Annotated in this window: 25 protein-coding genes and 2 tRNA genes; 16 read left to right on the plus strand and 11 right to left on the minus strand. The window is 56.7% G+C overall.

The window, feature by feature from the left end; translation table 11 throughout:
• From dnaA to gyrB, 5 genes are all read left to right on the plus strand, one after another.
• Positions 1-1,512: a chromosomal replication initiator protein DnaA gene (dnaA, locus tag CPPEL_RS00005; protein ID WP_123958938.1), complete on the plus strand. Its 1,512-nt coding sequence runs from the start codon at positions 1-3 to the stop codon at positions 1,510-1,512.
• Between the two features lie 568 nt (positions 1,513-2,080).
• Entirely contained in the window at positions 2,081-3,265 is a 1,185-nt protein-coding gene (dnaN, locus tag CPPEL_RS00010) for a DNA polymerase III subunit beta (protein WP_123958940.1), read from the plus strand.
• A gap of 12 nt (positions 3,266-3,277) precedes the next feature.
• A complete protein-coding gene (recF, locus tag CPPEL_RS00015) occupies positions 3,278-4,450 on the plus strand; it encodes a DNA replication/repair protein RecF (RefSeq protein WP_123958942.1) in 1,173 nt (390 codons plus the stop codon).
• The gene (locus tag CPPEL_RS00020) at positions 4,443-5,018 is read left to right on the plus strand and encodes a DciA family protein (protein WP_123958945.1); all 576 of its coding nucleotides are present in this window, start codon (positions 4,443-4,445) and stop codon (positions 5,016-5,018) included. Before recF ends, CPPEL_RS00020 begins: the two co-directional genes overlap by 8 nt.
• 93 nt (positions 5,019-5,111) lie before the next feature.
• Positions 5,112-7,157 carry a DNA topoisomerase (ATP-hydrolyzing) subunit B gene (gene gyrB / locus CPPEL_RS00025; RefSeq protein ID WP_123958947.1) on the plus strand — a complete coding sequence of 682 codons (2,046 nt, stop codon included), beginning with the start codon at positions 5,112-5,114 and terminating at the stop codon, positions 7,155-7,157.
• 49 nt (positions 7,158-7,206) lie between these two features.
• On the opposite strand, the gene CPPEL_RS00030 is transcribed toward gyrB, so the two are convergent.
• Positions 7,207-7,647, minus strand: coding sequence for a DUF6918 family protein (locus tag CPPEL_RS00030; RefSeq protein ID WP_123958949.1), 441 nt, complete (start codon positions 7,645-7,647; stop codon positions 7,207-7,209).
• A gap of 247 nt (positions 7,648-7,894) precedes the next feature.
• Between CPPEL_RS00030 and CPPEL_RS00035 the strand changes: the two genes are divergently transcribed.
• On the plus strand, positions 7,895-8,770 hold the full coding sequence (locus tag CPPEL_RS00035; RefSeq protein ID WP_123958951.1) for an SDR family oxidoreductase: 876 nt from the start codon (positions 7,895-7,897) through the stop codon (positions 8,768-8,770).
• Positions 8,771-8,896: 126 nt separating this feature from the next.
• On the opposite strand, the gene CPPEL_RS00040 is transcribed toward CPPEL_RS00035, so the two are convergent.
• The 4 genes from CPPEL_RS00040 to CPPEL_RS00055 all read right to left on the minus strand — a co-directional run bounded on the left by CPPEL_RS00040 (position 8,897) and on the right by CPPEL_RS00055 (position 11,288).
• Positions 8,897-9,172: a hypothetical protein gene (locus CPPEL_RS00040; RefSeq protein WP_123958953.1), complete on the minus strand. Its 276-nt coding sequence runs from the start codon at positions 9,170-9,172 to the stop codon at positions 8,897-8,899.
• On the minus strand, positions 9,169-9,384 hold the full coding sequence (locus CPPEL_RS00045) for a CopG family transcriptional regulator (RefSeq protein WP_123958955.1): 216 nt from the start codon (positions 9,382-9,384) through the stop codon (positions 9,169-9,171). The genes CPPEL_RS00040 and CPPEL_RS00045 overlap by 4 nt, the downstream gene beginning before the upstream one ends.
• A gap of 164 nt (positions 9,385-9,548) precedes the next feature.
• The gene (locus CPPEL_RS00050; RefSeq protein ID WP_123958957.1) at positions 9,549-10,262 is read right to left on the minus strand and encodes an Abi family protein; all 714 of its coding nucleotides are present in this window, start codon (positions 10,260-10,262) and stop codon (positions 9,549-9,551) included.
• A gap of 234 nt (positions 10,263-10,496) precedes the next feature.
• Positions 10,497-11,288, minus strand: a complete 792-nt coding sequence (locus tag CPPEL_RS00055) for a hypothetical protein (RefSeq protein ID WP_123958959.1) — start codon at positions 11,286-11,288, stop codon at positions 10,497-10,499.
• Positions 11,289-11,710: 422 nt separating this feature from the next.
• Here CPPEL_RS00055 and gyrA point away from each other — a divergent pair, with 422 nt between their 5' ends.
• The 4 genes from gyrA (at position 11,711) to CPPEL_RS00075 (ending at position 14,870) form a co-directional block, all read left to right on the plus strand.
• A complete protein-coding gene (gene gyrA / locus CPPEL_RS00060; RefSeq protein WP_123958961.1) occupies positions 11,711-14,272 on the plus strand; it encodes a DNA gyrase subunit A in 2,562 nt (853 codons plus the stop codon).
• Positions 14,273-14,274: 2 nt separating this feature from the next.
• The gene (locus tag CPPEL_RS00065) at positions 14,275-14,619 is read left to right on the plus strand and encodes a DUF3566 domain-containing protein (RefSeq protein ID WP_123958963.1); all 345 of its coding nucleotides are present in this window, start codon (positions 14,275-14,277) and stop codon (positions 14,617-14,619) included.
• A 94-nt stretch (positions 14,620-14,713) separates the two neighbouring features.
• A tRNA-Ile gene (locus CPPEL_RS00070) sits at positions 14,714-14,787 on the plus strand.
• Positions 14,788-14,797: 10 nt separating this feature from the next.
• Positions 14,798-14,870 (plus strand) — tRNA-Ala (locus CPPEL_RS00075).
• Positions 14,871-14,909: 39 nt separating this feature from the next.
• Here CPPEL_RS00075 and CPPEL_RS00080 read toward each other — a convergent pair.
• The gene (locus CPPEL_RS00080; RefSeq protein ID WP_123958965.1) at positions 14,910-15,104 is read right to left on the minus strand and encodes a hypothetical protein; all 195 of its coding nucleotides are present in this window, start codon (positions 15,102-15,104) and stop codon (positions 14,910-14,912) included.
• Between the two features lie 150 nt (positions 15,105-15,254).
• Between CPPEL_RS00080 and CPPEL_RS11195 the strand changes: the two genes are divergently transcribed.
• Positions 15,255-15,590, plus strand: coding sequence for a hypothetical protein (locus CPPEL_RS11195; protein WP_206608933.1), 336 nt, complete (start codon positions 15,255-15,257; stop codon positions 15,588-15,590).
• A gap of 45 nt (positions 15,591-15,635) precedes the next feature.
• On the opposite strand, the gene CPPEL_RS00090 is transcribed toward CPPEL_RS11195, so the two are convergent.
• Complete coding sequence (locus CPPEL_RS00090) at positions 15,636-16,049, minus strand: hypothetical protein (RefSeq protein WP_123958969.1); 414 nt, start codon at positions 16,047-16,049, stop codon at positions 15,636-15,638.
• 305 nt (positions 16,050-16,354) lie between these two features.
• Positions 16,355-17,608 (minus strand): alpha-amylase family glycosyl hydrolase, encoded by a 1,254-nt coding sequence (locus tag CPPEL_RS00095; RefSeq protein WP_123958971.1) that lies wholly within the window; start codon positions 17,606-17,608, stop codon positions 16,355-16,357.
• A gap of 216 nt (positions 17,609-17,824) precedes the next feature.
• Here CPPEL_RS00095 and CPPEL_RS00100 point away from each other — a divergent pair, with 216 nt between their 5' ends.
• The 3 genes from CPPEL_RS00100 to CPPEL_RS00110 are packed head-to-tail and all read left to right on the plus strand — an operon-like array spanning position 17,825 to position 20,600.
• Complete coding sequence (locus CPPEL_RS00100) at positions 17,825-18,814, plus strand: substrate-binding domain-containing protein (RefSeq protein WP_425453800.1); 990 nt, start codon at positions 17,825-17,827, stop codon at positions 18,812-18,814.
• Positions 18,811-19,842, plus strand: a complete 1,032-nt coding sequence (locus tag CPPEL_RS00105) for an ABC transporter permease (protein ID WP_123958973.1) — start codon at positions 18,811-18,813, stop codon at positions 19,840-19,842. Before CPPEL_RS00100 ends, CPPEL_RS00105 begins: the two co-directional genes overlap by 4 nt.
• Entirely contained in the window at positions 19,839-20,600 is a 762-nt protein-coding gene (locus tag CPPEL_RS00110; RefSeq protein ID WP_123958975.1) for an ATP-binding cassette domain-containing protein, read from the plus strand. Before CPPEL_RS00105 ends, CPPEL_RS00110 begins: the two co-directional genes overlap by 4 nt.
• Positions 20,601-20,639: 39 nt before the next feature.
• Here the strand turns inward: CPPEL_RS00110 and CPPEL_RS00115 are convergent, their stop codons facing one another.
• A complete protein-coding gene (locus CPPEL_RS00115; RefSeq protein WP_123958976.1) occupies positions 20,640-21,299 on the minus strand; it encodes a hypothetical protein in 660 nt (219 codons plus the stop codon).
• Positions 21,300-21,396: 97 nt separating this feature from the next.
• Between CPPEL_RS00115 and CPPEL_RS00120 the strand changes: the two genes are divergently transcribed.
• Positions 21,397-21,921, plus strand: coding sequence for a peptidylprolyl isomerase (locus CPPEL_RS00120; protein ID WP_123958978.1), 525 nt, complete (start codon positions 21,397-21,399; stop codon positions 21,919-21,921).
• A gap of 70 nt (positions 21,922-21,991) precedes the next feature.
• A complete protein-coding gene (locus CPPEL_RS00125; RefSeq protein ID WP_123958980.1) occupies positions 21,992-22,657 on the plus strand; it encodes a rhomboid family intramembrane serine protease in 666 nt (221 codons plus the stop codon).
• Between the two features lie 435 nt (positions 22,658-23,092).
• On the opposite strand, the gene crgA is transcribed toward CPPEL_RS00125, so the two are convergent.
• Entirely contained in the window at positions 23,093-23,362 is a 270-nt protein-coding gene (gene crgA, locus CPPEL_RS00130; protein WP_123958982.1) for a cell division protein CrgA, read from the minus strand.
• 30 nt (positions 23,363-23,392) lie between these two features.
• A complete protein-coding gene (gene pknB / locus CPPEL_RS00135) occupies positions 23,393-25,324 on the minus strand; it encodes a Stk1 family PASTA domain-containing Ser/Thr kinase (protein ID WP_123958984.1) in 1,932 nt (643 codons plus the stop codon).
• Positions 25,325-25,558 lie beyond the last annotated feature (234 nt).

A 25,558-nucleotide genomic window follows, 5' to 3' on the forward strand; every position in this document is an offset into this window, starting at 1 on the left:
GTGACGGAAGGCTCCAAAGCACTGGGCGCAACCTGGCTCGAAGTGGTCGCTGAGCTCACCCAAGCCTCTGCCGACCCCGCAAGTGAGATTCCGCAGCTATCCCACCGACAGCTCGCCAACCTCAACCTGATTAAGCCCGTGGCACTCGTCGAGGGCATCGCTGTGCTTTCCACCCCTCATGAGGCAGCAAAAAAGACCGTTGAGCAGGATCTCGCCCCCTATATCAACCGGGTGTTAAGCGCGAAGATGGGTCGCCCCTTCGGCATCGCCGTCACGGTCGATACTCAAGCGGCCTCGGAACCTCCGGCCACGCCAACGCAGATCAGCGCACCCGCTATCACCCCTGAGCCTGTTGCAGTGGAACAACCACCGGCGCAACCCGAACCTAAAGCCCCGGAGCCTGGCTGGTTTACCTCTCATGTAGAAGAGCCGGAAAAGCTGCGTCCGCGCGAGACTCCTGCGCATGATCCCAATGATCTAGCGCTTCTCAACCCCAACTACACCTTCGAAAACTACGTGGTGTCGGATTCCAACCGTCTTGCGTTTTCTGCTGCCAATGCCGTGGCTGAACAGCCAGCGCAAAGCTACAATCCGCTGTTTATTTGGGGTGGTTCTGGCCTTGGTAAGACGCACTTGATGCACGCCATTGGCAACTATGCGCAGTTGCTCAATCAGAACTTAAAAATCAAGTACGTCTCCAGCGAAGAATTCACCAACGATTACATCAATTCTGTGCGCGATGATCGCCAGGAATCCTTCAAGCGCCGGTATCGCTCGGTGGATATTTTGATGCTGGACGATATTCAGTTCCTCCAGGGCAAGGAGGGAACTCAGGAGGAGTTCTTCCATACCTTTAATGCCCTTGAGCAGGCGTCGAAGCAAATTGTGCTTTCCTCAGATCGCCCGCCGAAACAACTCACTACCTTGGAGGATCGTCTTCGCACGCGATTCCAGGCCGGGTTGATTGTGGATGTGTATCCGCCTGATCTGGAAACCCGTATTGCCATTTTGGAAAAGAAGGCAGCGGCCAGTGGTGTGACCATGCGCAGGGATGTGCTTGAGCTGATTGCCAGCCGCTTTAATACCTCCATCCGCGAGCTGGAGGGCGCATTTGTTCGTATCAATGCCTATTCCTCGATTAATAATGAGCCCATCACCATGGATACGGTCGAGCATGCGCTCCGAAGCATCATGCCCGAGCAGGAATCTGTGGAGGTCACGGCGGATCGCATCATTGAAGAAACTTCAAAGATGTTCAATGTGCCAGAACGCGATATTCGTGGCTCGCGCAAAACTCGCGCGGTGGCGCATACGCGCCAATTGGCTATGTATCTATGCCGTGAATTAACTGATTTATCGCTGCCGAAAATTGGTGAGCAGTTTGGCGGTAAGGACCACACCACGGTGTTGTACGCGGTGGATAAGATCCGCAAGGAAATCACCCAAAAGCGTGATACTTATGATGAGATCCAAAAACTTACCGCGCGCATCAAGGGCAATGGACACGCCTAGCGCCTCCTAGCTCAACATTTTCACCACACCCCGCTTCGGCGGGGTTTTTTCTTGCTCTTTTGGCTGGATAACTGCGTTTTCTACAGTTTCCACAGAGTTATCCACACCTGTGTAATTACATGCTTGTAGTTAGTGATTGTGCGCACAGAATTCCACAAAACTACGCTGTTGATAACTACCCAGATCATGTGCACAACAGCGCTGTGTACTGGGGAAAGATTGTGGAAGATTGCTTGAGCCAAAAAGTTATCCACAACCACCTTGAGTTATCCACAAAATCTCCACAGTGGTGCCCACAGGTGAAATTTGCGCCTTGAGCTTGAGAAAACATGTGTTTTCCACACCTTGCACAGGACTTACTGTTACTACCAACGAAATTTCTAGTAATTCTCTTAGTAGAAACAGGGGCTGGGGATTGTGAGGCGGTGAGCGTGAGGTGTTGCTAAATCACAAAAGTTTGGCTGCGTGTGAAACGCAGGTACGTTAGGTCTTGTAATTCTTGTGGCAGTCAGCGCTGCCGCGAATAACAAAAATCTGATCAAGATCCGAGGAGCTGTGGGGTAGAAGCATGGATGCACAAGCGGTGTCATTCCGGGTTGGCAAAGATGAACTCGCCAGCGCCGTTGGCTGGGTAGCTCGTAATTTGCCCACGAAGCCCACGCAACCAATGCTGCGAGCCATGCTCATTAGCGCCACCGATGAGGGGCTCGAATTAGCTGGCTACGACTACGAAGTGTCCACCAAGGTGCGCGCGAGCGCTGATATCGAGCAGACCGGTACCGTGGCGGTGGCAGGTCGCCTGCTGGCAGAGATCATCTCCAGCCTTCCTGGCAAGCCCATCGAGATGAAGGTTGCCGGGAATTCCCTGGAAGTTACCTGCGGTACCTCGCGCTTTGAGCTGCCCTTGATCCCGCTTGATGATTATCCTCCGATGCCGAAGTTGCCTGAGGTCACCGGCGAATTCAGCCCAGCGCTATTTGAGCGAGCCATCTCCCAGGTTTCCTCCGCCGCTGGTTCCGATGACACCTTGCCCATGCTCACCGGCATCCACATGGAAATCGACGGCGAAAATGTCACCTTGACTGCCACCGACCGCTTCCGCCTCGCCCAGCGCCGCCTGCGCTGGCTGCCGCAGGTAGAGCAGGCCAAAGCCAAGCTCTTGATCCCGGCGAAGAACCTAAGCGATCACGCCCACACCTTGAGCGTTTCCGGCGATGAGCAGGTAGAAATCGCCGTGGGCACCGGCGAGCAGATCGGCGCCGAAGGGCTGTTCGGTTTGCACTACGGGAATCGCCAAACCACCATGCGCATGTTGGACGCAGACTTCCCCAACGTGGCACCGCTGCTACCTAAGACCCACACCTCGGTGGCCAAAGTGAATATCAATCAGCTTGTCTCTGCCATCAAGCGCGTCACCCTGGTTGATCGCGGTGCGCAGCTTCGTTTGCAATTCAGCGAAGGCCAGCTCATCTTGTCTGCCGGCGCCTCGGATGCAGGCCACGCCGAGGAAATGGTGGAGTGCGAATACTCGGGCGAGGATAATTTCATCATCGCCTTCAACGCCCGCTATTTGCAGACCGGCCTGAACTCCCTTGGCACGGAAAACGTGGTGTTTGGCTTTAATGAGCCTTCGCGTCCAGCCATTTTGGTGCCTGAACCAGAGCAGATGCCAAGCCGCGATGAGCAGGGTGTATTCCCCACCCCGGAAACGGATTACACCTACTTGCTCATGCCTGTGCGCCTGCCGGGCTAGAAGTGAGCATCGGTGTACCTACGGCATTTGGAATTACATGACTTCCGTTCCTGGGAGCACTGTGAGCTTGACCTAGCGCCAGGGGTGCAATTATTTGTGGGGCGCAATGGCTTTGGAAAAACCAATATTCTCGAAGCCATTGGCACCATCGCGCACCTGGGATCGCACCGCGTATCACACGATGCCCCACTGATTCGGCAGGGCATGCAACAGGCCAGGATTTCTGCCACCGCAGTCAACCATGGCCGCGAGCTCACGGCGCATCTGCTGCTCAAGCGCCAGGGTGCGAACTTGGCACAGATCAACCGGACGCGGCTCAAAAGCCCACGCGAATTGCTCGGCGTGGTGCAAAGCGTGCTGTTTTCTCCTGAAGATTTGGCATTAGTTCGCGGTGAACCCGAAGAACGCCGCCGCTACATGGATCATGTGATTGCTGCGAAAAGGCCTCGCCTTGCAGGGGTCAAGGCTGATTATCAGCACGTTCTCAGGCAGCGGAACTCCCTGCTGAAATCCGCAGGGGCCGCCTTGCGCCGCGGCTATGGTGGCGATAATGCTGCGCTATTGACCTTGGATACTTGGGATGCGCAATTAGCCATGCTGGGCGCTCAGCTCATGTTGGCGCGCATCGAACTCATCGCATCCTTAAAGCCTTTGGTCCACGATGGCTATGCGCGCATTGCCCCGGAGTCGCGGCCAGCCTCGGTGGAGTATCGCCCCTCGGTGGATATCAGTCAGATTGATTCCATCGAATATTCCACGGAGGTGCTTGAGGCACTGATCTTGGCGGAACTTGGTGCAAAACGCCAGCGCGAAATTGAACGTGGCATGTCCTTGGTAGGCCCGCATCGTGATGATCTGGATGTGCTCTTGGGCAATTATCCGGCCAAGGGCTTTGCCAGCCACGGCGAAACCTGGTCGATGGCTCTTGCGCTGCGTTTGGCGGAATTTGAGCTTCTGCGAGCCGGCGGCACAGAACCCATTTTGATGCTTGACGATGTTTTTGCTGAGCTCGATGCCAAGCGCCGTCAGCGCTTGGTGGAAGTCACCCAAGAAGCCGAGCAGGTGATCATTAGTGCTGCTGTGGGCGATGATCTGCCTGAGGGCTTAGATGCCCACGAGGTGCATCGCCATTATGTGAATATGCAGGATCAAGGAGAAGCAAGGGTATCGGTGCTTGATGAGTGAGCAATCTTCGAGTGCTGCAGATGATCCCATTGCTGCAGCCTTTGAGCAGATGCGTGCCCAGGCGAAGCGCCGTGGAGGCTATGTTCCACGCCTGAATGCCAAGGCCCGCTCCATGGACTCCTTTGAAAGTCCTGCAAGCTCAGATGCCAAGGCTCAGCCCCGGCCGCCTATTGGCAGGCCCACTGGCAAAGATGGCAGAGCGCTGCCCAAGGCTTCCAATGTCAAAGGCATCGGCCAGGTGATCCAGCGTGAGATTCGTCGCCGAGGCTGGCAAAAGGAAATGGCCAGCGCTTTGGTGTTCGGCCATTGGGAAGAACTCGTTGGCGAGCAGGTAGCTAAGCACACCAAAGTCGAGATGGTGAAGGATAAAAAGCTTTTCTTAAGTTGTGATTCCACGGCCTGGGCTTCGAATCTTCGCTTGATGCAGCGGCAGATTCTGCAGAAAATCAATGCCGAAGTTGGCCCCGATATCATCACCGAGCTGCGCATTTTCGGGCCAAAAACGCCCAGTTGGCGCCATGGGCCTTTGCATGTGAAAGGCCGTGGCCCAAGAGACACCTACGGATAGGGTTGTCACTGTGGCTTAATACAGGGACGTACCATCTTCAACGTGTAAGCTAGAACAGGTTATTTACCTGCAAAACAAGGAGTGCAATCTTTCGTGGCTAACGCTCAGCATGAATACGGCGCCTCATCTATTACCATCCTCGAAGGCCTCGAGGCGGTTCGTAAGCGTCCGGGCATGTACATCGGCTCCACTGGCGAGCGCGGATTGCACCACCTTGTGTGGGAGGTCGTGGATAACTCGGTAGACGAGGCCATGGCGGGCTATGCCGACCGCGTAGACGTCACCATCCTGGCAGATGGTGGTATTGAGGTCGTTGATAATGGCCGTGGTATTCCCGTCGAAATGCACCCAACCGGTGCGCCGACGGTGCAGGTGGTTATGACCCAACTGCACGCCGGCGGCAAGTTCGACTCTGAGTCTTATGCCGTTTCCGGTGGTCTGCACGGCGTTGGTATCTCTGTGGTGAACGCCCTGTCCACGCGCGTCGAGGCCGATATTAAGCGCGATGGCAAGCACTGGCTGCAAAACTTCAATAATGCGGTGCCAGATCCCCTGGTCGAGGGCGGCAATGCCCGCGGCACGGGTACCACGGTGCGTTTCTGGGCTGATCCCGAGATTTTCGAGACCACCACCTATAGCTTCGAGACGATCTCGCGTCGCCTCCAAGAGATGGCCTTTTTGAATAAGGGCCTGACCATCACCTTGACCGATAAGCGCGCCACCGAGGAAGAACTCGAGCTTGAAGCGCTGGCAGAGTCCGGTGATACCGCCGAGAATGTTTCTCTAGACAAGCTCGACGAGGACGGCGATAAGAACCTCGATGCCCCCAAGCCGGAGAAGAAGAAGGAAAAGAAAAAGACCTTCTACTATCCCAATGGGCTTGAAGATTATGTCGCGCACCTGAATAAGACCAAGACTGCGATCCACCCCTCCATCATTTCTTTTGAGGGCAAGGGTGAGGAGCATGAGGTTGAGGTGGCCATGCAGTGGAACTCTGGTTATTCCCAGAGCGTGCACACCTTTGCCAACACCATCAACACTTTCGAGGGCGGCACCCACGAAGAGGGCTTCCGCGCCGCGCTGACGTCGTTGATGAATCGCTACGCCCGCGATCACAAGCTGCTAAAAGATAAAGAACCGAACCTCACCGGCGATGACTGCCGTGAAGGTTTGGCAGCGGTGATTTCTGTGCGCGTGGCCGACCCGCAATTCGAGGGTCAGACCAAGACCAAGCTGGGTAATACCGAGGTCAAGGGCTTTGTGCAGCGCATGGTCAATGAGCATGTGTCGGATTGGCTCGATGCCAACCCTGCCGAGGCGAAGACGATCATTTCTAAGGCTGTGTCTTCTGCCCATGCTCGTGTGGCTGCGCGTAAGGCACGCGATCTGGTGCGTCGTAAGTCTGCGAATGATCTTGGTGGTTTGCCAGGTAAGTTGGCCGATTGCCGTTCCAAGGATCCGGTGAAATCCGAGCTCTATATCGTGGAGGGTGACTCCGCAGGTGGTTCGGCGAAGTCCGGCCGTGACTCGCTCTACCAGGCGATTTTGCCGCTGCGAGGCAAGATCCTCAATGTGGAAAAGGCACGCTTGGATAAGGTGCTCAAGAATAACGAGGTGCAGGCGATTATCACCGCCCTTGGCACCGGTATTCACGATGAGTTCGATATTTCCAAGCTGCGCTATCACAAGATCGTGCTCATGGCCGACGCCGACGTCGATGGTCAGCACATTGCAACGCTGCTGTTGACCCTGCTCTTCCGCTTCATGCCGGAACTGATTGAGCACGGCCACGTCTTCTTGGCGCAGCCGCCTTTGTACAAGCTCAAGTGGGCGAAGGGCGAGCCCGGTTTTGCTTATTCTGATCGCGAGCGCGATGAGCAGCTCGCCGAGGGCTTGGCTGCCGGCCGCAAGATCAACAAGGACGATGGCATCCAGCGCTACAAGGGTCTGGGCGAGATGAACGCCAAGGAGCTGTGGGAAACCACCATGGATCCGAGCGTGCGTACCCTTCGTCGCGTAAATCTTGATGATGCTGCCGCAGCCGATGAGCTCTTTAGCATCCTTATGGGCGATGATGTGGTGGCTCGTCGCAGCTTTATTACCCGCAATGCGCGCGACGTCCGTTTCTTGGACATTTAAGCTTTTCGACGAAACAAAGGCCCGGAATATTCCGGGCCTTTGTGCTGCGTTATTGTTCTTCGACGTGGCTTTCGAGCAGATCGCCTAAGCCTTGGAGTTCTGGGCCTAAGATCTTTTCTGCCTTGCCGCGCAAAGACTTATAGGCCTTATCTAGGCCGGGGACGTCAATGTTCTTGGCATTGCGGTCTGCTACCTCAAGCAGCGAGTTGCATACTTCTCGCTGGTTTTGGCTTAGGTACTGACCAAAGGATTCGCCGAGGTTCGCCTTGTACTGCAACCAGTGGGGGTCGAGGGCGTCGACAAGCTCTGGCAAAAGGGCGTGGGCACCTTTTTCTACGATGCCGGGCTTTGCCTTCTTGGCTGCGGCCACAGCGCCTTTGAGTGCGACGCCGGTGATGCCGGACTGGCGTGCGACGGCTTCATTGATAAAGCGCGCTAGATCTTCGGCAACTGCCTCGCGCTTATTCAAAAGATCGGTGAAATCAGACATGGCACAAGCGTAGTGGTTTTTGGTGGAGAAAGGTGAAGCGGCCTTCGTTTGGGTTCGAAGGCCGCGAGAGGCGTTGTCATTCTTCCTCCACAGCGAGCACTCACCGGCCTCGCCGTAATCACAACAGTCACAAATGTTATCAGCTTTCACACCAGCCTCACAATAAGGGTGGGGGTGGGGTGCTTGCATAAAGTATTCTGAGCAAAGCATATTGTTAAGCAACACAAAAGCGATCGAAGGGAACACCATGCATAACGCAGCCACCACCTTGCTCCACCGCGCAGCCCAGTTCATTCCCAACCCCTATAAGCTGCCCCTGCGCGGCCAGAGGGTGCTGATTACCGGCGGCGCCTCCGGCATCGGAAGGCTCATGGCACTCGAATGCGCCCAAAGGAACGCAGCGAAAGTAGAGATCTGGGATCTTTCAGAAGAAGGCGCTCGCGCAGTAGTAGATGAAATTGAGTCCCTCGGCGTTGCTGCAAGTTACCAGGTCGTAGACGTTACCGATCAGCAGGCCGTGGAAGCTGCCGCAGAGCATGTCGGCGACATCGATATTTTGATCAATAACGCAGGCATCGTCAGCGGCGAGGACTTTTTAGAAAACCCCCAAGAAAATGTCGATCGCACCTTCGCGGTCAATGTGCGCTCCCTGTATTTGACCACCAGGGCCTTCCTGCCCGGCATGATCCGCCAAAACTCCGGCACCATCGTGACCATCGCCTCCGCGGCAGGGCTGACGGGCGTGGCCAAGCAGACAGATTATTCGCCCTCGAAATTCGCCGCCGTGGGCTTTGCAGAATCCCTGCGTGTGGAGATGAAAGAGCGCGGCCACCGCGTCAATTCGCTGGTGGTATGCCCCTTCTACATCAACACCGGCATGTTTGAGGGCGCGAAATCCAAAGCGCCCTGGCTGCTGCCCGTGCTCGAACAAGAAGAAGTAGCCGTGCATGTGATTGACGCGATCGAGGCTGGACGCCACCAGCTCGTGCTGCCCTGGACCGCGCGCGTTGCCTATGTTGGGCGCCTGCTGCCCGTGCGTGCCTACGACGCCATTGCCAAGCTCATCGGCACATCCAGTTCCATGGATGAATTTGTGGGGCGTAAAGAGAAGGCCTCAAAGTAGTAGCTGCTTGCAACGTACTGGAAACTACTGGAAACACCGTGTTTCCAGTAGTTTTCTAGTTTGACCTGGGGATATGCAAGTACTTGAAACGTACTGGAAAATTTTCCAGTAGGTGTTTGCTGTGGTTTAGATCTCTTGAATATCGAGGAACACTCGGGCAAGGACCTCGGCGAAGACGTCATTTTCTGCGCGCAGGGGAGCAGTGGCAAGGGCCAATTCGCGCAGTGCAGCAGCGGCGCGGCGGCTATCGGTATGCACGGGAATACCTTGAATCTGCGCAGCGCTTGCAGCAGCAAGTGCCACGATGCCGGCGTAGTTGCGCACCGGCTGATCTAGCTGGTCAGCGATGATGAGTACCTGCTCAGGCGTGAGTCCGCGCATCACGGATTCTGTTGGGCTCATGGCTTTTGCACACTGCGAAGGCGTGTGCGCATTGCGCGCACTTCCGGGATGTGGGTGCGGGCGAGTTCGGCCACGTGGGCGTCGAAAAGCTGCCTGGATGCTTGTGCAAGAATCGCGCGCTTGGCGGCTTCTTGTTTGCTCGTGCCTTGGGTTTGGGCGAGCAGGGTGAGGGCGCGGTCTTCGTCTTCGCTGAGTCTGAGCGTCATGGCCATGGGTCATTGGTAGCACGGGAGGGCGTGCTCATGAAGCCGGGTGGCTTAAGTGGAGTGGCAAAGTGGCTCAGCGGAAAATGGCGCAGTAGAAGATGGTGCAGCGCAACGCGGTGAAAGGACTCGCTGGAGTCGCACGGGTGTGGCCCGGAGCCTAGGTATTTCCCTTATTGCTTTCGGGGATCTTCTCGAGCGATCTGGCGGACTTGGCTTTCAACAAGAGCCCATTGCGGATAACTATTATCAATAGCTTTGAGCACTGAAAGCGTGTCATTCAGGCGGCCACGGAAGTTGGTGCCTAAAAGATTTTCTTGGTGCGAAACCCGGTTGCGTAGTCGGGTGAGTCGTTCAACCCTTTTCCCTAAATCCACGCGTGATTGATCGTCGTGATCGATATTCGGAAACGCGTTGTGTAGGCAGTCCGCCCAAAGAACTTTGGCTTTTGGGCGGAGATCCGGAAGTGCCTCCCCAAGCAAATTTGACCAATTTCCTAAAGTGAGTTGCGCTACAACATCATCATGGGTCAGTGGTTGATTCTTGCGGGGGTGAAGACGATGCCTTCGTCGTGATTCCTTCGTAGCATGCCGTCGAGCTTGCATCATTGGACGCTTCAACATTGAGTACAGAAGATCCGCTGATTGGTGTTCGAGGCACCAATTCCTGCTCCCGGTTATCGTTTCATTCCAATCTTGAAGTGCCAGATTCATGGCATTGCGCATGAGTACCTCGAAATAGGACAAATGGGAATGCAGGGCTCCAGCCATCCGGGTATTCCATCGATACAGGTCCACCGCTTTTTCCAAATCTTCACCAGCCGCCAAATAGTAAGTCTCGAATCGAGCAGCCCCGAGCATTGTTTCCAACCTGCTTTTGGATTCCATCGATATCTGTTACCCTTTTTCCAGTGAGCGTCGATGTAGGTCGGCGCACCTTACCCCACGACCCCGCGCCTAGTGCCCGGGGTCGTTGTAATTAGATCCCCTAAGCGCAAAATTTACCTGCCAAACGGTTATTTCGCGCGCTTGAAGCCGGGTGGCTTAAGTGGAGTAGCAAAGTGGCTCAGCGGAAAATGCCAAAAGCTCCCCGCAGCACTGTGACTGGGGGAGCGGTTCGCGCTAGGTAAGGCCGAGCTTGAGGCGCTTGAGTTCGGCAAGCTCATCGAGGATCTTGAGCTGCTTCATCTTCAGCGCGATCAGCTCGTCGATCGAGTCGGCGTCGGAGGCCTGCGCGCCACTCAGCTCGAACTGGTCAATTTGCTTTTCGACGTTCGGGTCGAAATCGAAGCCACAGATCCGGCCAGGCGGGACGTCCACCCAAAAGAAAGCCTTCTTTGACTCAACGAAGAGTGGGTCATCGGGGGTGAGCTCCTCAGTGTGGAAGTACTTGCGGGTGGAATCCGCCACTGGCTCCCAGTCGGTGATGCGGCGAACATTGCTGGCCTTGACCAGGCCCACGGTGGAAGGCAGCAGGTAGGCCTCGGAGTCCACGGCGAAGTCGGCGTTCTCGTCACTGATCGGCCAAACACCCTCGAAGGTGCCGTAGAGCATGTCCTGGCTGAGGTTTGCCAGATTGTCGTAGTCGTAGCCGGAGTGGGTGCGCAGTTCGCGGCCGCCCTCCTCGGCGTAGACGGGATTGACCTGGCTTTCGCGCAAGCTCACGCGGAAGATCGGGTTTTCCACACCGTACTCGGCGTAGTCAGCGATGTAGGTGGTGTTTGCAGCAAGCTGCTCAATTTCACGCTGATCGATCCTGGGGGCTTCGCCCTCCACAGAAACATCATGCAGGGCACGAACCGCTAGCAGTTGGCGCATGCGGCCGATGTTGACGGAGGGCTTGCGGCCTTCCGGATCCGTGAGCAGATCGGCCAAGTAGAGGGCCGCTTTAGAGAGTGTCAATGAGTGTCCCATTAGGGATCCTTTCTTCTTTCGGTGCCGTTTCGGGCTTTGTGTTGGTGCGGGAGGTGTGTTCTTGTTTGCCGCTATGGATATGTTAGACACATTAACAACCTAAGTGCAAGACATATACAAGTGGTGTGTGGCACATATATCGCGATTAGGTTGCACAAAGCGCTTGGTTAGTCCAGGTAAAAGGTGGATGAAGCACATCGTCGTTTCACACATCTTACGTCTTGCACATGTACATGTAGCACATCAACATCGTACATAATCACCCTGCGCCGCCCGAGGAAGCCGATGAGATCCCGTCAACCTCACCGCAGAACCCACATCCTGCTACCACGGCGATACCGCTTCCGCGCGCTCAACGCCTCAAAACGCCCTCAAGCGACTAAACTGGCACTGTTATCCTGCCCAAGAAGAAAAGGTGATTTATGAGCGACGATCTCTTCACCTCTGATGAGTTTGATCGCATTAAGCCGATCGACCTCAGCGAGGAGATGCAGACCAGCTATATCGATTACGCCATGAGCGTGATCGTGGGTCGCGCGCTGCCAGAGGTTCGCGATGGCCTCAAGCCTGTGCACCGCCGCATCCTGTATGCGATGTTCAATTCCGGCTACCGCCCGGATCGCAGCTATGTAAAGTCTGCGCGCCCCGTCTCCGACACCATGGGTCAATTCCACCCCCACGGCGACTCCGCAATTTACGACACCCTGGTGCGCCTCGCCCAGGACTGGAACATGCGCTATCCGCTTGTCGACGGCCAAGGTAACTTCGGTTCCCGCGGCAATGACGGCCCTGCTGCTATGCGTTATACCGAGTGTCGCCTCACCCCGCTCGCCATGGAAATGGTGCGCGATATTCGCGAAAACACCGTCGACTTCTCGCCCAACTACGACGGCAAGAATCAAGAGCCGGATGTGTTGCCTTCGCGCATTCCCAACCTGCTCATGAATGGCTCCGGCGGTATCGCCGTTGGTATGGCCACCAATATTCCTCCGCATAACCTCAATGAGCTGGCCGATGCCATCTACTGGCTCTTGGATAATCCCGACGCCGATGAGTCCCAGGCACTCGAGGCCTGCATGGAATACGTCAAAGGCCCGGACTTTCCTACCTCTGGCCTGATCGTTGGCACCCAGGGCATTAAAGATGCCTACACCACCGGTCGCGGCTCCATCCGCATGCGTGGCGTTACCTCCATTGAAGAGGAAGGCAACCGCCAAACCATCGTCATTACCGAGCTGCCCTATCAGGTAAACCCGGACAATCTGATCTCGAATATCGCCGATCAGATCCGTGACGGCAAACTTGCCGGCATCTCACGCATCGAGGACGAATCCTCCGACCGCGTGGGCATGCGCATCGTGATCACGCTCAAGCGTGACGCCGTGCCGCGCGTGGTGCTCAACAACCTGTATAAGCACTCCCAGTTGCAGACCAACTTCGGTGCCAACATGCTCTCCATCGTCGATGGTGTGCCGCGCACCCTGCGTTTAGATCAGCAACTGCGCCACTATGTGGCCCACCAGATCGACGTGATTGTGCGCCGTACCCAGTACCGCCTGGATGAGGCCGAAAAGCGCGCCCATATTCTGCGCGGCCTGGTCAAGGCACTGGACATGCTCGATGAAGTCATCGCATTAATCCGTGCCTCCGCCACCGTGGACGTGGCCCGCACCGGCTTGATGGAGCTGCTGGAGATCGACGAGATCCAAGCAGATGCCATTTTGGCCATGCAGCTTCGCCGTCTGGCTGCCCTGGAGCGCCAGAAGATCGTCGACGAGCTAGCCGAGATCGAGCGCGAGATCGAAGACCTCAAGGACATCCTTGCCCGCCCCGAGCGTCAGCGATCCATCGTTCGTGATGAGCTGGCCGAGATCGTCGAAAAGTATGGCGATGAGCGCCGCACCCAGATCGTGGCAGCAACCGGCGAGGTAACCGAAGAAGACCTGATCGCCCGCGAAAACGTGGTGGTCACCATCACCTCCACCGGCTACGCCAAGCGCACCAAGGTCGATGCCTACAAGTCGCAGCGTCGCGGCGGCAAGGGCGTGCGCGGTGCCGAGCTCAAGCAAGACGATGTGGTCCGCCACTTCTTTGTCAGCTCCACGCACGACTGGATCCTCTTCTTTACCAACTTCGGTCGCGTGTACCGCCTGAAGGCCTACGAGCTGCCCGAAGCATCGCGCACAGCCCGCGGCCAGCACGTTGCCAACCTGCTGGAATTCCAGCCAGAAGAGCGCATTGCCCAGGTAATCCAGCTCCAAAGCTACGAGGATGCCCCCTACCTGGTGCTCGCCACTGCGCAAGGCCGCGTGAAGAAGTCGCGCCTGTCCGACTACGAGTCCAACCGCTCCGGTGGCCTCATTGCCATCAACCTCAACGAAGGCGACAAGCTCATCGGCGCGGCCCTGTGCTCCAGCGACGATGATCTCTTGCTGGTGTCTGAGGAAGGCCAATCCCTGCGCTTCCGCGCCGACGACGAGCAACTGCGCCCCATGGGCCGCTCTACCGCCGGCGTGAAGGGCATGCGTTTCCGCGGCGACGATCAGCTCCTGGAGATGACCGTGGTCCGCGACGATGCCTTCTTGCTGGTGGCCACCTCTGGCGGCTACGGCAAGCGCACCGCACTTGAGGAGTACCCAACCAAGGGTCGCGGTGGCCTGGGCATGCTCACCTTCAAGTACACCCCGAAGCGCGGCAAGCTCATTGGCGCACTCGTGGTGGATGAAGACGATGAGATCTTCGCCATCACCTCTGCTGGCGGCGTGATCCGCACCGAGGTCAACCAGATTCGCCCGAGCAGTCGCGCCACCATGGGCGTGCGCCTGGTCAACCTGCCTGATGACGTAGACCTGCTCGCCATCGACCGCAACGTTGAAGGCGAAGGCGAAGAGGAAGCCGAGGCCGTGGCTAAGGGCGAGAAGGAAGGCCCCAAAGACAAGGCACCGCAGGCTCAGCAGTCGCTCGACGTAGATGGTGAGGCCTAGTCATGGCAATCAAGCGCAGTAATATCGTGCGGGTTTCACCGAAGTCGGCAGTCTTGACCGCGCTTGCACTTTCCTTGGTTGGCTTTGCCGCCTGGATCGTGTGTGTTTGCCTGCTCTACTTCGGCCTCGATGCCGCCGGTGTGTGGGACAAAGCTAACTCCGTGATCGGCGGCGTTGGTGGCAAGCAGGGCATCACCTTTGGCCTGGTCATTACCACCTCAGCCATGCTGGGTGCGGTGGTGGCTGTGCTCAACATCCTGCTTGCACCCGTGGCTGCCATCATCTACAACGCATCCGTAGACATCTTCGGAGGCCTGCGGGTGTATGTCCGTGAGACTGTAGATTAAGCTTTTCGACGTTCTAACGTGGGCCAAAAACCTGCATTAACCTGCTGATTTGCGTTCTTTGGAACGGGATGGGTAAAGTTCTATCTCGTTCCCAGGGCCTATAGCTCAGTCGGTTAGAGCGCATCGCTGATAACGATGAGGTCGCAAGTTCGATTCTTGCTAGGCCCACAGGAACAAAGGGGCATTAGCTCAATTGGTAGAGCATCTGCTTTGCAAGCAGAAGGTCAGGAGTTCGATTCTCCTATGCTCCACAGCCCAAAATCCCGGTCACGCAATGTGGCCGGGATTTTTTATTGCTCCTGGTGGCGGATTCGCTCAATTTCTTGCCGGCGAGTGGGGTAGAGCACCAGCAAATACACCAGCGTGGACGCGGCAATCGCGATAATGCCAAAAACGTAATGCTGCAGAAACACCAAGACGATTCCCACGATGGCAAGCAGCGTATAAAGCAAGCGAAACAGCAGCACGCGCGTGGTTTGAGACATAGCGGATAACCCTTTACTCCAACGCCAAGAAAGCAAGTGAACCTAAGGCCAATCTACCGCGTATTTTCACCTTGAGCCTTCCATCTTATGTGTGCATGCCGAATACTAAGAGCAAAGCATCTTCTCATGCCCTCTATGGAAAGGCCATCCATGAAATGCCTCGCCTGCAGCATGAGTGCGCTGTGCTTGTTGCTTACTGCGTGCTCGGGAGGTCTTGATGGCAGCACACCTTCAACACCGTCGCGGGTGACGATGACGGTGACGTCGACAAGCCAAAGGCCGTCCACGACCGTGACCATGACCCAGCAGGAAGCAACGCCTGGCCCTGTCATGGGCTATACCGAGGCGCCGGGGCAGACTACGCCCACACCTATAAATAAGGTCATTGAACGCTGTGGCACCAAGGGTCTGCATGAGAAAGGCACCACCTTCTTCACAGATGGCACCTCCGGCTGGACCGAGCAGTGCGCTGCGCACATGAAATAAAAAACCCGCCCCTGACGTGCAGGAGCGGGCAATGCGAGTGGCCGACTAGGCGTGTTCGAATTCCACTTTGGCCCAAGCGTTGAGTTCTTGAACCTGGGCTAGGGCATAGCCGGTGAGCAACTGCGGGCGAGCCAGCATCTCAGAGCTGCGCAGGTACACGAATTCTGCGTGATCCTTGGGCTGCTTGCCTTGGGCGTGCAAAGCGCGTGCCCGGTACATATCGGCGAAGTCATTGGCTACATGGTGGGCAAAAGAAGCGCGCACAGCAATCACCAGTGCTGCGCCAAGCAGCGCTACAACGGCGATGGTGTGGGAGAAGAAGAAGCCCACTGCCGCTACGGCAACCAAGGCCAAGGCGATGGGGGTAGCGGACTTGATCAGGGGTTGCGCTTCGGTGGTCTGCACACGGTTTTGGGTGGGTTGTGTGCTCGCTTCGTTCATGGAAGCGGTTTGGCTCATGGCGGGTCCTTTGTGGCCGAGTTTGTGTGTTTGGGGGATTGCCGCTCAAGTGCCGCTACCGGCGGATCAGGCTTGAGGGCTTTGGAAAAGGCGCAGGTCTGCGTTGAAAATCCGTGTCGAATCTTAAATCTTTGGCCCAGGGTTTACGCAACCATCAACATTCTCATAGGCTGTGGTGCTGCTTACATTTTTGGCTATACCCCTGTGCGCTGCTTTTTCGCTTCCTTCTAGCAAAGAAAAGCAAGGCAAAGAGGGCACCCAAATGGGGGTAACGCACCCCCATTTACATGCGCCTTTGCGCAATTTTAGCGCTGCCAAATCACCTCTGCATTGGCATTGCGGATGATGGCCCTAGGCGAGGGGGAAAGGGAAAGCTCCACCTCTAAACGTTCCTGCCCGCCACGCTGCTGCACCCGATACACATAGTGCTCATTTTCCAGCTCAAGTGTTTCCACCGTGGCATTCACAAGCCAAGAATGCTGGCGGCGCAGCGCAATCAAAGACTTCCACACGCCAAGCACTGCAGGCTCATCACCTTCGACCCACTCGGGCTTCCACTCCGGGCGCACCGCATCATCGCCACCGATGCGCTCTTCTTTGATGCCTTCCATGCCCAGCTCGTCGCCATAGTAAATGGAAGGAATACCCGGCATGGTCAATAGCAGCACCGCTGCAAGCACTGCTTTATCTTGGCCCACCTTGCTAGCAATGCGCGTGACATCGTGATTGCCCACAAAGGTATTGGGAATGAAGTGCTCCAAGAACTCCATGTGGCGGCGCACCGACCACTCAAGCTCAAAGAAGTTCGCATCGTTTAAGCCAGACCAAATCGCCTTCCATAACTCATACTGCGTGAGTGAATCCATGCCGGATTCGGCAATAATCGCTGGATAATCACCATGAATGACCTCGCCTAAGATCCACACATCAGCATGTTCCTGGCGAACCTTTGGCAGTACTTCAGCCCAAAAACTGTTCTCCATGGAATAGGCCGCATCAAGGCGCCAGCCGCGCACCCCGCGAGCACACCAATACTGCATCACCTCAGCCACATACGCCTGGCAGGCAGGATCAGCGTGATTAAGCCGCTTGAGATCCCCATGGCCTTCAAACACACCCTCGCCAATCAGTTCTGGGCGCACAAATCCTTCACCCACATGGCTAAACACCCCATCAAGCACCAAAGCGATGCCCTTTTCATTGCAGGCCGCTGCCAATGCATCAAAATCTTCTTCGGTGCCTAGTCGAGGATCAATGCCAAAGTGGTCGATCGTGTCATAGCCGTGGGTATGGGAACGAAAGATCGGACCAAGCAGCAGGCCATTGCAACCAAGGCGAATCAGGTAGTCCAAGGACTGTTCTAGTTGCTTCAAGCCTTCGGCCTTGCCGTTCTTGCCCGGGTGGGCTTCACCTGGGTTGCCCGGGTGGGCTTCACCTGGATCGCCCGGGTGGGCTTCACCTGGGTTGCCTGGGTGGGCTTCTTGGTCTCCACGAATATCTACTCCGGCAAAGCCGAGGGGATACACATGCCAAAAGATTGCGTGGTCGATCCAGGCCATAAGAAGCTCCTTGAACAATTACAGTGCACCTCCATCGTATGCACCTTCTAGCGCCAAGGGCCGCCATCCCACATAAACGGACACCGGCGCAAGCCCCACCACCCTCATCTGTGGGCAAGCAAGCTCCCAGCGCAGGGCTACTGAATCGATAAACTAGCAGCTCAACTGGGCTTCTCTAGTTTGACCTGCTCCCATGTACTGGGAAACGATATTGGAGTGAAAATCTTCAAAAAAGCACTCGCAGCCGGTGTCATTGCAGCCCTGAGCCTGAGCGCCTGCTCCTCAACTGGAGGTGCACCGCGCAGCAATGGCGAAGGCGGCCAAGCAGGTGGCGTTGATACCCCCCGCTATGTCGTAGCCATGGTCACCCACGGCGCGCCGGGCGATACTTTCTGGGATCTCGTGCGCAAAGGTGCTGAGGATGCAGCCAAGAAAGACAATATTGAGCTGCGCTACTCCTCCGACCCCGAGGCACCAAACCAAGCCAACCTGGTGCAATCGGCGATCGACGCCAAGGTCGATGGCCTTGCCGTCACCCTGCCCAATGCCCAGGCCATCGGCCCTGCTGCGCAAAAGGCAGTAGACGCTGGCATTCCCACTGTCGGTTTGAACGCGGGCATGAATGAGTACAAGAAGTACGACATTTCTTCCTTCTTTGGCCAGGACGAAAAAGTAGCCGGCACCCTTGCCGGTGAGCGCCTGCAAAAAGAAGGCGCCAAGCACGTCCTGTGCGTGATCCACGAACAGGGCAACTCCTCGCAGGAGCAGCGCTGCGGTGGTGTGAAAGATGGGCTTAAGGGCGCCCAGATGGAAATTCTGTACGTTAATGGCAAAGACCTCACCAGCGTCCAATCCACGGTGCAGGCCAAGTTGGCTCAAGATAAGAGCATCGACTGGGTCATGGGATTGGTGGCTCCGGTAGCAATTAGCAGCGTTGATGCTGTGCGCAATGCGGGAAGTGATGCCAAGATCGCTACCTTCGATACCAATGCCCAGCTCGTGCAGGCCATTAAAGATGGCACCATCCAATTCGCCATTGATCAACAGCCCTACCTTCAGGGCTACCTCGCGGTGGATTCCATCTGGCTAGCAAAGCGCAATGGCAGCGTGATCGGCGGCGATCAGCCCGTATTTACTGGCCCAAGCTTTGTTGATAGCTCTAATGTGAACAAGATTGCCGAAGCGGCACAGGAGGGCCTGCGATGAGCAATACCTCTGCAGATGACCGCCTGGTGCAACGCTCACGCATGGCAAAACTGATCAGGCGCCCCGAACTCGCCAGCCTGCTCGGCGCGGTAGCCATCTTCATCCTCTTTATCGCCGTCGCCCCTGCGTTTCGCTCCATGGAGGCCTTTTCCACGGTGCTGTATGCCAGCTCCACCCTGGGCATCGTGGCCTTAGCCGTGGGTCTGCTCATGATCGGCGATGAGTTCGATCTTTCCTCCGGCGTGGCCGTGACCACCGCCGCGCTGGCAGCCTCCATGCTCAACTACAACCTGCACCTCAACTCCTGGGTTGGTGCGGGCATGGCACTGGTGATTTCGCTGAGCATCGGCGCGCTCAATGGCTTCCTTGTTACCCGCACGGGTATTCCCAGCTTCCTAATCACCCTGGCGGCATTCCTCATGCTCCAAGGCCTGAACTTGGCCATTACCAAGCTCGTTACCGGCCAGGTAGCCACGCCAACCATCGCGGATATGGAGGGCTTCCCCTCTGCTCGCACCGTCTTTGCGGGCACCGTGCACATTGGCGGCATCAGTATCCGCGCCACGGTGTTCTGGTGGATCTTCTTTGTAGCGCTGGCCTCATTCCTGTTGTTTAAAACCAAATTCGGCAACTGGATCTTCGCCGTTGGTGGCGATCAGGATGCTGCCCGCGCAGTTGGTGTGCCGGTGGCGCGAGTCAAAATCATCTTGTTCATGTTCGTCGGTTTCGCCGCCTGGTTTGTGGGCATGCACAACCTTTTTGCCTTCGACTCCATCCAGGCTGGCCAGGGCGTGGGCAATGAGTTCCTCTACATCATCGCCGCGGTGATCGGCGGTTGCGCCTTGACCGGCGGCCGCGGCACCGCAATCGGAACCGCAATTGGCGCCATCATCTTCGGCATGACCAACCAGGGCATCGTCTACGCCGGTTGGAACCCCGACTGGTTCAAGTTCTTCCTCGGTGCCATGTTGCTCTTTGCCGTGTTCACCAACACCTCCTTTGCTAGCTTCACGAAAGGCCGTCGATGAACCCCATCATTGAACTCGACAATGTGAGCAAGTCTTATGGCAGCTTCGATGCCCTTCGCGGAGTAAACCTCAAGGTGCACCCAGGTGAAGTGGTGTGCGTGCTTGGCGATAACGGCGCCGGCAAATCCACCCTGATCAAAATCCTTGCTGGTCTGCACAAACACACCTCTGGCTCGGTGCTTGTCGACGGCAACGAGGTGCATCTCCAAGGCCCTCGCGATGCCCTCGAGCATGGCATTGCCACCGTGTATCAAGACCTTGCCGTGGTGGGGCAGATGTCGGTGTGGCGCAATTTCTTCCTAGGCCAGGAGCGCACCTCACGCTTTGGCAAATTGCGCGAGGCAGAAATGAAGCGCATCACCCAAGAACAGCTCCTGAACATGGGCATCGACCTGCCCGATGTAGATGTAGAAGTAGATAGTCTTTCTGGCGGCCAACGCCAGGTGGTGGCCATTGCTCGCGCCGTGTACTTCGGCGCCAGGGTGATCATCCTCGATGAGCCCACCGCGGCACTGGGCGTGAAGCAATCGGGCATGGTGCTCAAATTTGTTGCCGCAGCCAGGGATCAAGGCATCGGGGTGGTGCTGATTACCCACAACCCGCACCATGCCTATCTGGTGGGCGATCACTTCAGCATCTTAAACCTGGGCCGTCAGGTGCTCGATGGCAGCCGCGAAGAGGTCAGCCTGGAAGAACTCACTCAGCAAATGGCCGGTGGTGGTGAATTAGAGGCGCTCTCCCACGAGCTTGCGCGCTAAAAAAAACCAGCCCCTTTTTCTGGGGCTGGTTTTTCGTTTCTAGTCTTCCTTGAGGCGGTGCTTGGCAATCTGCTCGTCGATGGACTTCAGCAGTTCCTCATCGCGCTCCGGGGTGCCTTCTACCGGATCAGCGGCTGCGGCTGCATCGGCGGCGGTATCGATGCGCTCCTCGGAGGAATACACCAGGGTTGATTCGGTGGGTGCTTGAGCACCGAAGTCTTCAACGCGCGGCGGCTCAGTTTCTGCCTCTTGCTTGGTAAAACGAGCCACGGCGTAGGCAATGGCAGCAACCAGGGCTGCGAGCAGGGCAGAGATGCCGAACTTCTTCAGCTTCGAAGACTTCTTCTTGCCAGAGACCTTCGCCTGAGCCTTCTTCGCAGCCTTTTGAGCCTTCTTGCGAGAAGCCTTGGTTTGCTTATCGGCCTTATCGCTGAGGCGCTTGAAGGCCTTCTTGCCACGCTTTTCTACTTCTTCGGCGCTATTGCCAAATTCAGCCTTGGCCTTTTCCAGGCGCTTCTTAGACTGCTCCAGCACGCTCGATAGCTGCTCGGAAGCCTCATCGGAACGCTCCTGGGTGGCGTTGCCGGCCTCAAGCAGGCCATCGTAGAACTCGGAGGCCTTATCGTTTTTGAATTCTTGGAACTTATGCCACGCGGCCTTGACGCCACGGTAGCCAATACGCAAGGTAGTTGGGTTCATGTGCTGCTCCTTTTTCGATGTTTGCGTTTTAGTCTATGTGTCTGAGCCTGAGTTTGCAGCAAACAATTCCGAAAAAACGCGCGTATAATGCCAAACCATGACTGCAAAGACTGCAACCGCAATCCTGCACACCAACCGCGGAGACATCTCCATCGATCTTTTTGGCAATCACGCCCCAAAGACCGTGGAAAACTTTGTCACCCTGGCTGATGGTAGCGCCGACTACAAAACGGAAAACGCCAAGGGCGAATCCGAAGGTCCCTTCTACGATGGCGCCGTGTTCCACCGCGTGATCGACGGCTTCATGATCCAAGGTGGCGACCCAACCGGCACCGGCCGTGGCGGCCCCGGCTACATGTTTGCCGATGAGTTCCACCCCGAGCTGCAATTCGACCGCCCCTTCCTGCTGGCCATGGCCAATGCAGGCCCCGGCACCAACGGCTCCCAGTTCTTCATCACCGTTGCCCCCACCCCGCACCTGAATAACCACCACACCATCTTCGGTGAGGTCAGCGATGCTGCATCGCAGAAGGTTGTGGTAGATATCGCCGGCACCAAGACCGACCGGATGGATCGCCTCGTCGAGCCAGTCGTGATCGAATCTGTGGAGATCAAGGAATAATTCCGCACACCGCGTTTTAAGGCCTTCGTCGTTAGCTTTTCGACGAAGGCCTCTTTTGTAGGCAAAGAACATGTCATCACTTACTCAAAGCATCAAACGCTTCGCCCGCCCCGCCCCTGTCACCGCCGTGATTTTGGGATTCAACCTCCTTGCCTATGCCTTCAGCGCTGTGCAATCACGCTCCTGGCTCTCGCCGCTTGATGCCTCCAGCTTTGCCCAAGACGGCATCCTCTACGCACCCTTGATGCACCAGCCCATCGAGTGGCTGCGCGCGATCACCTCCTCCTTTTTGCATATCGACCCCACGCACCTGGGCTTTAATATGCTCATGCTGATCCTGATCGGCCGCGAGGTAGAAAAGACCCTCGGATCAGTGGCCTTCCTAGGCACCTACCTTGCCTGCGGGGTCGGTGGATCACTGGCAGTGATGCTCCAGGCGCCGCTTGCACCCACCGTGGGCGCTTCTGGCGCACTCTATGGGCTCATGGCGGTGTTCGTGGCGATCTGCATGCGCACCCGCTCGCAGGTAACCCCCGCCTTGGTGCTGATCGCCGTGAATTTTGGCTACACGCTGATTACCCCAAATATCTCTCTTTGGGGCCATATCGGAGGATTCTTCAGCGGTGCGGTGATTGGGTTGCTCTTTTTTACCCGCTTCCGCTTGAGCCACATGGTGTGGGTGTTATTCGGTGCAGAGCTTCTCGCTGTGGCCTATGTGGGCAATTCCATGGTCTAAGGGTGTCAAATACCTCCCCCTTTTTGTGCTGCGAAGCATTCTTCGGCGCTTTTCGCCCTTGAGCTGGGCAAAGGGAAAGTTTTCCACTGGGGCTGTTGATTGCTTGCGCCTCAAGGTCTTTGTTCACAGCCCGGTGTTTATCCACAGTAGTTATCCACAATGTGGATAACTACATCGATGTAAGATCCCGACAGAGTTTCGAAAAACCCTGGTGTTCGAATGATCTGAGCTGGGTTTTGTTATTTCAGCTTCGAACAATGCCCAGCTTGGGTATAAAGGGGAAAAAGTTATCCACAGTCTGTGGAAAGAGCTGTGGGGAAGTTCAAAGTGTGATTTTTGCACACCTTTATCCACACCTGTGGATAACTCTGTATGTGGATAGAAAAAACGCCGGGCATTCGCATTGCCCGGCGTAGGTGAAGGAACTAAAAGGCGTTAGCGCCAACCCATCGTCATTAAAAGGCCAAGGGTGAAAAGCCCGAAGCCAATGCCGTAGTTCCAGTTGCCTAACTCCACCATGAAGGAGAGCTCGGGGCCGGCCAGGTAATACACAATCAGCCAGCCAAGACCCAAAAGGAGCAGGCCAAACATGAGGGTCTTATACCAGATCGGGGTGCCAGCAGAATTCACCTTGACCGGGGTGCGGTTGGTGGCGCTGCTGCTAGGAACGTACTCGTTAGACTTGGTTACTTTTGCCTTGGGCATGACTTCGCTTCCTTGTTGTTTATGTCGAGATTATCCGGTGATGGCGCCGAGATCGAATTCATAGGTGCGGATGGTGATGGTGGCATCCTTGCGCACCTGCTCTCCGGCCTCTGGGGTAGAACCAGCAATCTTGCCGCGATCAGTGATGATCGGCGTGGCCACGGTGCCTTGTTCTGGAAGTTTGGTTACATCACCGGTCCAACCAGCCTGGCGCAAGGTGTTCACGGCCTGCTGCGGCGATTGCATCCTGATATCGGGCATCACCATGAGCTGGCCATTCGAAACCTGCACCACCACTTCAGAATCAGCGGGCAGATTCTCGCCCTCAGAGCTCACCGCAATCACCGTGCCCTCGGGCTCGAGTGAATCGACGCGCTCAACGCGGGGGCGGAAGCCCAAGGCCGTGAGGTTGCCTTCTGCCTGCGACCACTGCAAACCGGTAATATTTGGTACCCGCTCAGTGGCTTTACCAGTAGAGACGGTAATGGCCACCTTCGATCCGCGAGAAACCTGCGCGCCAGCCGAAGGGCTTTGTTCCATCACTTCGCCCTTTTTCACCTCATCGGAGGCATCTTCACGCACGGTGGAATCAAGCTCCAAGCCGGCCTTTTTTAGCTCGCGCTCGGCTTCCTTGGTGGTCTTGCCACGCAGATCGGGCACCTCGGTGATCTCCTTGCCAGAAGATACCGTGAGCGTCACCGTGGAATTCGGCGGAACCGAAGAACCGGCCCCAGGATTACTCCTGATCACCTCGCCACGCTGAATCTGCGGATTCGGCTCCTCATTCACAGCCACCTGAAGCTGCAAGGATTCAAGCTTTTCCACAGCCTCCTGCTGCGACATGCCCTCTAAGCCTGGCACCATCACCATGTTCTTCGAGGCACTTGAACCACCGCTGAGGTAGTCATAGGCAAAGGCGCCACCAATGCCAAGCACTGCCACGGCAAGCAGCGCTGCGATCACCTTTAGCGCGGAGTTCTTATTCTTCTTCGCCGGTACCGGCGTGGGTGCCTGATGCTTAGGCGCAGCCGGCGGCTCCTGTTGCACCTTGGTGGGCGCTGCCGCAGGGGCAACCTGGGTTGGAGGATCGACGGGATCCACGTAGCTTCGAGCGGCGTTGGTTACCGCATGGCGTTCCAGGCGCTCAAGATCCTCGGCCATTTCTTGGGCCGATTGATAACGATCCGCCGGGTGCTTGGCCATGGCCGTGAGCACCACCGCATCCACATTCACCGCGGCCGTGGGGGTGAGATCGCGGATATATTCGCTCGGCTTCACCGGATCTTCTTGCACATGCTGATAGGCCACGGCAAAGGGGGTTTCGCCCTCAAAGGGCGGGTGCGCGGTGATGGTTTCATACATCACGCAGCCGAGGGCATAGACATCCGAGCGGGCATCGGCAAGCTTGCCGCGCGCCTGCTCAGGAGAAAGGTATTGCGCCGTACCAATCACCGCAGAGGTCTGGGTCATGGCGCTGGTAGCGTCGTCAAGCGCCCTGGCAATACCGAAATCCATGATCTTCACGGCACCGGTATTGGTGATCATCACATTGGCCGGTTTGATATCCCGGTGGATGATGCCGGCCTCGTGGCTTACCTGCAGCGCATGGCACACCGGAATAAGCGTGCTCGCAGCCTCGGCGGGAGTCAGCGGGCCGTCTTCACGGATGATGTCGCGAAGCGTGCGTCCATGCACCAGCTCCATCACAATATAAGGCGTATTCAGCCCAGCAATTTCCGTCTCACCCGTGTCATATACCGCCACGATATTGGGGTGATTCAAGCGACCGGAATTTTGCGCCTCTCTGCGGAAACGCTCGCGGAAATTCACATCGCGTGCCAAATCGGCGCGCAGCATCTTCACTGCCACCTGGCGGCCGAGCAAAGTATCGGTAGCAACAAAGACTTCCGACATGCCACCGGTGCCGATCACCTGGCCGAGTTCATAGCGATCTGCAATCATGGTGTCTCACCTGCCTCTGGTGTAGCTGGCTCTGGCTGCTCTGGTTGCTCTGGTTCGGGCAAAAGATCACTGAGCTTTTCTAAGATCGAAGGGCTCGTCGTCTTCGTGGGGCTCGGTGTTTGCGTCTCGGGGGTGTACTCCTGCGTTGGCTCCGGGGTGTATTCCTCCACCGTGGTTTCTTCCACCGTGACTACCACCGGCGGCTTCGAGGTAGAAGGCTTCGGGTTGAGCAAA

The organism is Corynebacterium pseudopelargi (assembly GCF_003814005.1).
Taxonomy (GTDB): domain Bacteria; phylum Actinomycetota; class Actinomycetes; order Mycobacteriales; family Mycobacteriaceae; genus Corynebacterium; species Corynebacterium pseudopelargi.

What these genes read in the sequence shown, in the direction of transcription:
- CPPEL_RS00080 (WP_123958965.1), bottom strand. Translation starts at nt 15,104, where the DNA reads ATGTCTCAAACCACGCGCGTGCTGCTGTTTCGCTTGCTTTATACGCTG.
- CPPEL_RS00050 (WP_123958957.1), bottom strand. Translation starts at nt 10,262, where the DNA reads ATGGAATCCAAAAGCAGGTTGGAAACAATGCTCGGGGCTGCTCGATTC.
- CPPEL_RS00095 (WP_123958971.1), bottom strand. Translation starts at nt 17,608, where the DNA reads ATGGCCTGGATCGACCACGCAATCTTTTGGCATGTGTATCCCCTCGGC.
- CPPEL_RS00030 (WP_123958949.1), bottom strand. Translation starts at nt 7,647, where the DNA reads ATGTCTGATTTCACCGATCTTTTGAATAAGCGCGAGGCAGTTGCCGAA.
- crgA (WP_123958982.1), bottom strand. Translation starts at nt 23,362, where the DNA reads ATGCCCAAGGCAAAAGTAACCAAGTCTAACGAGTACGTTCCTAGCAGC.
- CPPEL_RS00105 (WP_123958973.1), top strand. Translation starts at nt 18,811, where the DNA reads ATGAGCAATACCTCTGCAGATGACCGCCTGGTGCAACGCTCACGCATG.
- CPPEL_RS00035 (WP_123958951.1), top strand. Translation starts at nt 7,895, where the DNA reads ATGCATAACGCAGCCACCACCTTGCTCCACCGCGCAGCCCAGTTCATT.
- CPPEL_RS00125 (WP_123958980.1), top strand. Translation starts at nt 21,992, where the DNA reads ATGTCATCACTTACTCAAAGCATCAAACGCTTCGCCCGCCCCGCCCCT.
- CPPEL_RS11195 (WP_206608933.1), top strand. Translation starts at nt 15,255, where the DNA reads ATGAAATGCCTCGCCTGCAGCATGAGTGCGCTGTGCTTGTTGCTTACT.
- CPPEL_RS00040 (WP_123958953.1), bottom strand. Translation starts at nt 9,172, where the DNA reads ATGAGCCCAACAGAATCCGTGATGCGCGGACTCACGCCTGAGCAGGTA.
- CPPEL_RS00090 (WP_123958969.1), bottom strand. Translation starts at nt 16,049, where the DNA reads ATGAGCCAAACCGCTTCCATGAACGAAGCGAGCACACAACCCACCCAA.
- CPPEL_RS00120 (WP_123958978.1), top strand. Translation starts at nt 21,397, where the DNA reads ATGACTGCAAAGACTGCAACCGCAATCCTGCACACCAACCGCGGAGAC.
- CPPEL_RS00055 (WP_123958959.1), bottom strand. Translation starts at nt 11,288, where the DNA reads ATGGGACACTCATTGACACTCTCTAAAGCGGCCCTCTACTTGGCCGAT.
- dnaN (WP_123958940.1), top strand. Translation starts at nt 2,081, where the DNA reads ATGGATGCACAAGCGGTGTCATTCCGGGTTGGCAAAGATGAACTCGCC.
- gyrA (WP_123958961.1), top strand. Translation starts at nt 11,711, where the DNA reads ATGAGCGACGATCTCTTCACCTCTGATGAGTTTGATCGCATTAAGCCG.
- CPPEL_RS00065 (WP_123958963.1), top strand. Translation starts at nt 14,275, where the DNA reads ATGGCAATCAAGCGCAGTAATATCGTGCGGGTTTCACCGAAGTCGGCA.
- pknB (WP_123958984.1), bottom strand. Translation starts at nt 25,324, where the DNA reads ATGATTGCAGATCGCTATGAACTCGGCCAGGTGATCGGCACCGGTGGC.
- CPPEL_RS00020 (WP_123958945.1), top strand. Translation starts at nt 4,443, where the DNA reads ATGAGTGAGCAATCTTCGAGTGCTGCAGATGATCCCATTGCTGCAGCC.
- CPPEL_RS00115 (WP_123958976.1), bottom strand. Translation starts at nt 21,299, where the DNA reads ATGAACCCAACTACCTTGCGTATTGGCTACCGTGGCGTCAAGGCCGCG.
- CPPEL_RS00110 (WP_123958975.1), top strand. Translation starts at nt 19,839, where the DNA reads ATGAACCCCATCATTGAACTCGACAATGTGAGCAAGTCTTATGGCAGC.
- CPPEL_RS00045 (WP_123958955.1), bottom strand. Translation starts at nt 9,384, where the DNA reads ATGGCCATGACGCTCAGACTCAGCGAAGACGAAGACCGCGCCCTCACC.